Raw genomic sequence first — 9,443 nt, forward strand, 5'->3', positions numbered from 1 at the left:
CGTTTACGGCGTCGACCCGTTAGTCATCGTCGGACGTGCCCAGCTGCTGCAGCAGCATGAGTGCCGCGGCCACGGGGCCGGTGCCGTCGTTGGCGTCGAGACCGCGACCCAGGCCGCTGCCCGCGCCGGCGCCCGCCTTGTAGGGCACCGACAGTTTGCGGCTCTTGGGGAAGTTTACCGCGCCATAGCGGGTCTTAAGCTCATAGGCCACCTTCTTGGGAACGTCGACGCCCAAAAACGTGATGCGACCGCCACTGAGCGTAACGCTCTCGAGCCCCAGGCGCTCGCCGCGAATGCGGATTCGCGCGCGATTGAACAGGTTGAGTCCCGCCAACGGCAGCTCGCCATGCGCGGCCTCGGTCTCTTCCTGCACCTCGTCGATGCTCTCCAGGTCCCCGGCCGCCGCAAGCTTACGGTATACGAGCACGCGCTGATCCACCGCCGGCAGGTACTCCTCGGACAAGAAGTAGTCGGCCGGCAGGTTGATACCCACGCTCGCCGCCTCCACACCGGCATCGTCGTCGCCACGCGCCTCGGCCACGGCCTGACCCAGCATCTGCGTAAACAGGTCAAAGCCCACGCTCGACAGGTTGCCGTGCTGCTCGGCGCCCATGAGCGAGCCGGCGCCGCGGATCTCCAGGTCGCGCATGGCGATGCGCATGCCGCTGCCCAGGTCCTGGAACTCGGAGAGTGCGGTCAGGCGCGCCGTAGCCTCCTCGGTGAGCGGCAGCTCGCCCGGGAACATAAAGTACGCGTAGGCTTGCGTGGCAGAACGGCCCACGCGGCCCTTGAGCTGATAGAGCTGTGCCAGGCCCAAGCGCTGCGAATCCTCGATGATGAGCGTGTTGGCGGTCGCGTTGTCTATGCCGCTCTCCACGATGGTCGTGGCGATGAGCACGTCGATCTTTTTGGTCGCAAACTCGATCATGACGTCCTCGACCTCGCGCGGGCTCATCTTGCCGTGCGCCACGCCCACGCGCGCCTCGGGCGCGGCCTCGTGCACGCGTGCCACGGCGTCGTCGATGGTCTTGACGCGGTTGGACACGTAGTACACCTGGCCGCCGCGGCCCACCTCCAGGCGAATCGCCGCGCTCACCACGTCGGGGTCGTACTCCCCCACGTGCACGATCACGGGGCGGCGCCCGGTCGGTGGCGTGGTGATCAGGCTCATGTCGCGCACGCCGCTCGTGGCCATCTGCATGGTTCGCGGAATAGGCGTTGCCGAAAGCGTGAGCACGTCAATCTGCTCGCGCAGGTTCTTGAGCTGCTCCTTGTGCTGCACGCCAAAGCGCTGCTCCTCGTCGATGATCACCAAACCCAGGTTCTTGGGGTTCACATCGGCCGAAAGCAAACGATGCGTGCCGATGAGCACGTCGATCGTGCCCTCGGCAAACGCCTTGAGCGCGCGCTTCTGCTGCGCCGGCGTGCGAAAGCGGCTGAGCACCTCGACCTCGAGGCCAAACGGGGCAAAGCGCTCAAAGAAGGTCTCGTAGTGCTGTTGGGCCAGAATGGTCGTGGGGCAGAGCACCATGACCTGACGGCCGGAGTCCACGCACTTAAACGCCGCGCGCAGGGCAACCTCGGTCTTGCCAAAGCCCACGTCGCCGCACAGCAGGCGGTCCATGGGCTTGGGCGCCTCCATGTCGGCCTTAATATCGGCGATAGCCTCCAGCTGGTCGCGCGTCTCGTCGTAAGGAAAGCTCTCCTCCATCTCGATTTGCTCGGGCGTGTCGGGCGGGCAGGCGATACCGGTAATCGAAGAACGGCGCGTATACAGATCGACCAGGTCAAACGCCAGCTTTTTGGCGTTCTTGCGCGCCTTGTTGGTGGCACGCGTCCAGTCGGCGGTGTTGAGCCTAGTCAGGCGCGGCTTGTCGCCGTCGGGACCAACATAGCGCGTGATGCGGTCGACCTGCTCGAGCGGCACGTAGAGCTTGTCGCCGTCGGCATATTCCAGCAAAAAGTAGTCGCGCTCCTTGCCGCCCACTTCCTGGCGCGCGATCTCGCTAAAGAGCGCGATGCCGTGGGTAGCGTGCACCACGTAGTCGCCCGGCTTAAACGGAAACGTGATCTGCGTAATGTCCACCTTGCGACGGCTGCGCGCGCGGTTGGCGTCCATGCGGGCATTGAGATCGGCGATCGAGAACACGGCTAGGTTGGCATCGGGCACCACCACGCCCTGCGGCAGGGCAGCATCCACAAAGGTCACGCGTCCGCGCGAGATGGTGGGTACGGCAGCACCGGCGGCAGCCTGGGCGGCGCCCGCCTCGAGCGGGCGGGCGTTGAGTGCGTCGACGCGGCGCTCGCGGATCGAGGCATGGGCCTCCTGGCGGACAGCACGGTCGGCAGAATCTGCCGCTGCCACGCGTACGCGCTCGCCAATAACGCCGGCATTTTCGGGGGCGGCCGTCAGCGACTCCTCAAAGGTAATGCCCTCGTCGCCAAAGGTGAGCTCCATCGACTCGCGCGCTCCTCGGTCGGGAATGGCAAACACGCAGGCATAGCGCTTGCCCACGACTTCCTGAACGCGCGTCATAAAGCGGTTGTCCGAGCCTGCGATAGCCGGCTGCTCAATCTTGAGCTCTGCCGTAACCGCACCGCCGGCGCGGATCAGGCTCACGTAGTTCAGGCGCTGCTGAGCACCAAAGTCGAGCTGCTGGGCGCGCACGTACAGGCCGTCCAAGCGGTCAATCCCCGCCTCGCCGGCGCGCGCCTCGATATCCTCGTAGGCACGCAGGCAGTCGTCGAACAGCGAGCGCGGCTCGGACAGAACCACAAGCGCCTTGCCGCTCACGTGCGCCAACGGGCTCACGGTCTGGCCGTACATCACCGGCAAAAAGCGGTCGAGCTCGGGTGTGACGATACGCGCATCAACCATCTCGAGCAGCGCCGCCAGCTTGCTGTCGCTCTGGCTTGCGCGATAGAGCGCCACGTGCATGTTGTGAACGGCTTCGTCGGTAAGCGCCAGCTCGCGGCACGGGAAGATCTCGATGCTGTCCTCGTTGCCGATGGTTTGGCCCGTAGAGCTCACCATACGGCGAATGCGATCAATTTCGTCGCCAAAGAACTCAATGCGCACGGGCGCTTTCTCTTGTGCGGGGAATACCTCGACGGTGTCGCCGTGCACGCGGAACAGGCCGGGTGCGTCGGCGGCGCCGGCATTGGTGTAGCCCATGCCCACCAGGCGCTGCGGCACTTCGTCAAAAGGAATCTCCTCGCCCACCGCAAAGGTCGTGGACTCCCAGTAGCGGCTCTCGACTGGCGGCACGCAACGCAGCAATGCACGGGCCGAGGCAACCATGATGCAGTTGTCCCCGCGCACGATACGCCCCAGAGCCTCGCAGCGCTGCGCCACCACGGCATCGTCGGGCGCCTGCTCGCGCCACGGATAGTCCTTGCGCTCGGGAAAGCGGCACACGTGCGCCAGGCCCACGTAGGCGGCAAGGCTGCGCGCGGCGCGATCGGCCGCGTCCTCGCCGCTCACAATGTAGACCGTAGGGCGCGGGCGGCGCGCAAACTGAGCAGCCGCCATAAGCGTGCGGCCCGACTGCGACACGGCCAGCGTCACATCCTCGCCGGCGTCGAGCCCGGCCTCGACGGTCTGCAAGGCCTCGGCAGTGTAGAGCTGCGCGGCTATACGGTGAATGAGCATGCTGTTCCTCCGGCATCGCAACGCCAAAAGCCCGCCGGGGCAAGCTCGGCGGGTCGTGCGTCAAAGTTCATTGACGCTTATGGTACCGCACGGCCCCGTGACCAAAAGCCAAAGCGACATCATGCCAAATGTTGCCCACAACGGTCTTGCCAACGCGTTTCCCAGCTTATTAATCCGCTTTCCGCTTTTTAATTTGCTGTCTTCTGACAGCGATTTACACCGTCCGCGCCCCCTGGCGAGCATTTCGAGCTGCAAAGCGCCTATAATTGAGGATACTTGCGTATTCAATGTCACTTTTTTGATGAGGGGGGCGAAAATAAATGGCCGACACTCCATCTTGTGCACTGTACGCCGGGCTCAAGTCACTCGGTCGCATCAACAACGGTAACGCTGCGCAAATTCTCATGGACGGCAACGCCCGTTACGGTGGACGCCTCATCTCCGAACGCTTGACGGTCCCGTCGTTTATCTCACGCGAAATCGTTCACGCCAAACCCGGTGACCTTCCCGAGTCGTTGTTTGCGCCCTTTGAACAAAGTGCGCGCCAGATACTCAACCTCATCATACAAAACCGAGGCTCCGACCCCCAATCGCTGAGCAAGGTCGCTAAACGCTATATGGAATCGTGCGTCCCAGACATGCAGGATGCCCTTACCAATTGCGGCGTCGACGGCATGCTCTTTAAAAACGGCGTCGAGCGCATCGAGACCGCTGACGATAGTGACATTAAAGATCGCCTCTACATCCATCTGGTCTTTTTTATCGTTACCGGCTGCCTTGGCGACCCCGCCCGCGCCATCGAATACACCGAGTCCTTTGTGTCCGACCAGATGTTCTCGACACTCGGCACGGTCGAGACAACCGTCACCTCATTTTTCTCGACAACCGCACGCCCCACGGGAGACATTCGCCTGGGGCTGCTGCGCGTCGTGGGCAACTCGGCACGACCGCCGTTGCATCCCCTTACCACGGACCCGGTAGGCAGCATTATCGGGTCGCTGACGAGCGACGAGAACGCCATCACTGACGTCGATTCCGATGTCTCGCGTCAGCACCTGCGCATTTGGCTCCAAGACGGACGCTGGCTTGCGCAGGGCCTCGGCTCCACCAACGGATCGTTTTTGATCTCGGGCGTCGATCGCTGCCGACAGGCTATCGAACCGCCTAGACGCGAGCGCCCCGCCAACTTTGCCAACACCCCCGTCGAGATTCACAACGGAGACACGCTTTGCTTGGGCGCCACGACGCGCTTCTTGGTCATTCGCATCACAGACTAGCCCGCCCGCACATCTTCGATGCACAAGGTGCCGTTATTTGCATCAACCCATGCAAATAACGGCACCTTTTCGATTAAGGCAACGGTTGCGCTACCTTTTCACTAACATTATCGCCATGCACTATTTTCTCGAAAGGATCGCCCCGTGACGTACGACACGGATATGAATATCATCGCGTTGTCCCCCTTTGAACCAAACGCCATGTTTGCGACCACCGAAGACCCCGATACCATTCGCCGCTTTACCACCCTGTTGGATTGCGGGGCAGTCGGCGGCGGTTCCCACCATCTTCGCAAGGTCGTCAACACCGAGGGCGAGACCTTTGCGCTCAAGACGCTGTGGCCCCTCAGCGGCTGTGATGAAAACGGCTCCGCCGTCAGCCCCTCGGACATCAAGACGCTTACCGAGGAGTATCGCAATCTTGCAGCTGTCTCACTGTTGGACGGCTTTCCCAAAACCTATGGCTACGGCTATACCGGCTCCGTACCGGTCATCGTTATGGAGTGGATTGAAGGCCTGCCCCTTCGCGATGCTGCGGCAGAGCTAACCGACCCCGCCGAGGGCGGCCACATTCCCGCAAACACCGTCGCCGCGATTGGAAAACGCCTGGGAGAGATTCTCCTGGGTGCCCAAAAGCTCGATGCGCCGTTTGTACACCGTGATATCTCCTTGCGCAATATCATCATTCGCACGACGCGCCGGTCCCTTGCCCAGCAGATTGCACACTGCAGTTTTGACCTTTGCCTGGTCGATCTGGGCAGCTCGAGCATCAAGCGCTCAGACCCCTCGTTTACCATGTCCACCGGCATCTGGCGCAACGGCACCCCCGAGTTCGCCCCACCCGAGATGCTCTCCAACGACATCCCCGAGCTGGCGCCGCTGCGTACGTCGCCCAGCATCGATACATACGAGCTCTGCAGCGTACTCTACACGCTCTATGCCGGCCACACGCCATATCGCCTAAACGAGCATATGGACCAATCGCCCTACCTGTACAAGATCGAGCACGAGCACGAGCCGCTTGAGGCACGCGTACCCGGCGACCAAATGCTTGTCGATGTCATCATGAGCGGTATCCATAACGAGCAGTCCCAGCGCGCGCCGCTGTCTACGATTGTCGGCAAGCTCGATGCCTGGATTAAAGACATAGATTTTGAGCCGCGCACGCCGCTGCCCACCCCGGTCGACTTTAGCCAGCAACCGAAGCCTTCCTGCTCCGACAAGGCTCAGACGCGCCACCCAGTCATCTCGCGTCGCGCTGCGCTCGTGCTCGGCGGCGTCTGCGTTGCCGGCATAGCAGGCTCTGCCATTGCCACAGGATGCTGGGGGCTTATCGACCTGGCGCACGGCATCAAGCCGTCACTCGACGATTACACCTGGGAAGAACTCGCCCTGATCTCCCGCAAAATCCAAGAAACATCTTCCAGCAAAAAGGTGCTCGAGATTGCCGAAACCTACCACCTGGTAAACAGCAAGCAGTCGCTCGAAAACGAGAACACCAAGACCGTCAGGCTTTCCGACGGGACCAAGGCACAAGTCCAGATCGTGGGCTTTAAGGCAGACACGTTCACCGATGACGGCCTTCCCGCTGGCATCACCTTTATGTTCCGTACCCCCATCGCCATGCGCGCCGTAAACGACCACGCCGCGACGGGCGGTTGGGAGCAATCGTCGCTTCGCGAATGGTTGGCGGACAAGGGCATGGCTACGCTGCCCGACGATCTCCGTAATCAGATCCGCTCGGTGCGAAAGCTCACCAACAACACCGGCGGCACCAAAGACGCCTCCAGCATCACCGTCACCGATGACAAGCTGTGGCTGCCGTCCATGAGCGAGCTGTGCGGCTACCAGGCGCCCGAAACGTTCGCAGAAGGCTACGAGTACCTTTCTACCCTCTACAGCGGAGAAGGCGAGCAGTACCAGCTCTATCGCGAGCAGAGCGTAAGCGGTCTGACCACCAACGACGCCATGATCCGCACCGTCGCCGGCAAAAAGATCTGCTACTGGGAGCGCACCCCCAGCGCCGACTGCAGCGAGGGCGCCAACTCAACGTACTTTAACCGCGTTGGAAGAGACGGCGACGTATTTAGCTGGGCAACGCCCGGAAACAAACCAGACCAAAAGACCTATGTCCTACCCGGCTTTTGCATCTAACACCTTCACCGGATACCAGAAAGGAGCCTCGCATCATGCGCGCGGAAACACCTTCCGAGGTGCTCTTTGATTTCCTTAAGTGCGACCTGCAGATCAATAATCGAGAAGCGGCGCGCATCTTGGTTTCGGACAAGCCGCTGGGCGCCAAACCGGCCCCTAGGTTTCGCATTGCCGAAAAGACGTTTCTATCGCGACGCGTGGTGCACGTCGTTCCGGGTACCGACAAGATCGACCCCGAAATGTTTGCCGATTTTTCGCAGAGCGTCCAGAACTTGGCTGCCGCTGCAAAAATCGGCAGCGGCAGCAGTCCAGCGGCCGCCAACGCTCGCCAGCAAGTCATTACGACGCGCGCCCTCGAGCGCATGGCAACGTCGCTCGAACACTGGGGGCTCGATGGTTCCATCCTGCGCAATATCTTTGACCGCATCGCCGTCATGCCGGGCCTCAAGCAAAGCGACCGGCGCCTTTTGGAGCTCCTTGCGCTAACGGTCTGCGGATGCTTGGCTGATCCCAATGCCGCCGCCTCCGAGGTCAAAGACTTTGCCATAACGCAACTGGCCCAGACCTTTGGCACGCTCGAGACCGCCGAGGTCGTCCAGGCACAAGGCACTAACCGCAAGGTCAACGAGCCTCCTGCAAAACTGGGGCTGCTCAGGCTTTCGAAAGACGGCTCGGCCTTGCCGCCGATCTATCCTTTGAGCCTCGATCCCGAGGGTACGGTACTAGGCTCTTTTGCACACGACCAAAACGCCATCACCAACGTAGGACCCGATGTATCCCGCCGGCACCTGCGCGTGGCGTATTCCAACGGCACATGGCTCGCAAGCGGACTGCACTCCACCAACGGAACGGTGCTGGTGACACGCAACGGCACGACCACCGTTATCGAAAAACCACGCTCGCTGCGCACCGCCGATGACAAGGACAGTCAGATTCCTATCCACGACGGCGACCTGCTCAAGCTGGGTTCCTCGACCGAGTTTTTGGTGCTGAAGATCTCCTCAAACGTACGCGCGCTGGCCTAGGGCCGCGCACATACAATAAGAATCAACGCAAAGGAGCGCCGCTGCACGCATCGCAGCGGCGCTCCTTTATATGACGCGGACATCTAAATACGGATGCAGGAGCCGACAAAACTCAGCAAGATAACTAAAACATAAAAGCCGCGTGGGGGTCGGGTCCCCACGCGGTTATCAGGTTTGGGCTAATTAAGCCCGGAGGTAAACACTAGTAGAGATTAGTGCTCGCGACGCTTGGTCATGTACATGCCCACGGCGGCAGCCACGGCGCCGGCAAGGGAAGCAGCTGAGGTCACTACAAAGATCGGGTCGCCAGTGGTAGGAAGGGCAGCGGCGTCCTTCTTCTCGGCCTTAGCCTCGTCCTTCTTGTCAGCAGCAACCTGCTTCTTGCCCTCATCCTTCTTCAAAGTCTCGGACTTGGGGGTCTTAGCGGTAAAGAAAGCGTAGACAGTGGTGTCCTCAGTGATAGGAGTAGAGAAGTCAAACTTCTTGAAGGACGCCTTGGAAGAAGACCAGCCGACAAAGTTGAAGCCGTCGATGGAAGGATCACTGGGCTGAGCAACAGTCTTGCCGTCCTCGACCTCAACCGTAGTGGTGAAACCATCAACATAGAAATTGACCTTGTGCGTCTGGACAGCAGGCGTCTCGTTCTTGGTCCACTGGGCGTAGAACGTCACGTGGTCGCCGCCGCCCTGGACGGGCTTGCTGAAGTCGACCGGGTCGGTGCCCTCGCGGTCGTAGGTCCAGCCGGCGAAGGTGTAGCCCTCGCGGGTCGGGGCCAGGGGCTGGCGGGCGACGCCGTCAGAATCAGTAACGCCCTGGAGCGTCACATTGCCGTCGAAGAACACACCGCCGTTGGCGAAGTAGAGGACATCCTTGACGTTCTTGTTCTCGTCAACGTCAGCTCCCTTATCCTCGGTCCACTGAGCGAACAGGGTAGCGTGGTCGCCGCCGCCGACCAGCGGCTTGCTGAAGTCGACCGGGTCGGTGCCCTTGGAGTCGTAGGTCCAGCCGGCGAAGGTGTAGCCCTCGCGGGTCGGGGCCAGTGGCTGGCGGGCGACGCCGTCGCCGTCGGTAACGCCCTGGAGTGTCACGTTGCCGTCAAAGAACACACCGCCGTTGGCGAAGTAGAGGACGTCGATGGGGTTGTCCTTCTCAACGGCATTCCACTGAGCATAAAGGGTAGCGTGTTTGCTACCGCCGACGAGCGGGTTATCAAAGTCGACAGGATCGGTGCCCTCGCGGTCGTAGGTCCAGCCGGCGAAGGTGTAGCCCTCGCGGGTCGGGGCCAGGGGCTGGCGGGCGACGCCGTCGGAATCAGTAACGCCCTGGAGCGTCACA

Annotated in this window: 5 protein-coding genes; 3 read left to right on the forward strand and 2 right to left on the reverse strand. The window is 61.6% G+C overall.

Going from position 1 to position 9,443, the window contains the following annotated elements; all coding sequences use genetic code 11:
• Nucleotides 1-19 precede the first annotated feature (19 nt).
• Nucleotides 20-3,652 (reverse strand): transcription-repair coupling factor, encoded by a 3,633-nt coding sequence (gene mfd / locus ACTQ48_RS06940; protein ID WP_441570448.1) that lies wholly within the window; start codon nt 3,650-3,652, stop codon nt 20-22.
• A gap of 320 nt (nt 3,653-3,972) precedes the next feature.
• Between mfd and ACTQ48_RS06945 the strand changes: the two genes are divergently transcribed.
• The 3 genes from ACTQ48_RS06945 (at nt 3,973) to ACTQ48_RS06955 (ending at nt 8,108) form a co-directional block, all read left to right on the forward strand.
• A complete protein-coding gene (locus ACTQ48_RS06945; protein ID WP_441570449.1) occupies nt 3,973-4,929 on the forward strand; it encodes an FHA domain-containing protein in 957 nt (318 codons plus the stop codon).
• 144 nt (nt 4,930-5,073) lie between these two features.
• Nucleotides 5,074-7,083, forward strand: coding sequence for a DUF6273 domain-containing protein (locus ACTQ48_RS06950; RefSeq protein ID WP_441570450.1), 2,010 nt, complete (start codon nt 5,074-5,076; stop codon nt 7,081-7,083).
• 35 nt (nt 7,084-7,118) lie between these two features.
• Nucleotides 7,119-8,108, forward strand: coding sequence for an FHA domain-containing protein (locus ACTQ48_RS06955; RefSeq protein ID WP_154518517.1), 990 nt, complete (start codon nt 7,119-7,121; stop codon nt 8,106-8,108).
• Nucleotides 8,109-8,320: 212 nt separating this feature from the next.
• Here the strand turns inward: ACTQ48_RS06955 and ACTQ48_RS06960 are convergent.
• Nucleotides 8,321-9,443 (reverse strand): InlB B-repeat-containing protein (locus ACTQ48_RS06960; RefSeq protein ID WP_441570451.1); only part of this gene is annotated, 1,123 nt, incomplete at its 5' end.

This window comes from Collinsella sp. Sow4_E3 (assembly GCF_052116285.1).
GTDB lineage: Bacteria > Actinomycetota > Coriobacteriia > Coriobacteriales > Coriobacteriaceae > Collinsella.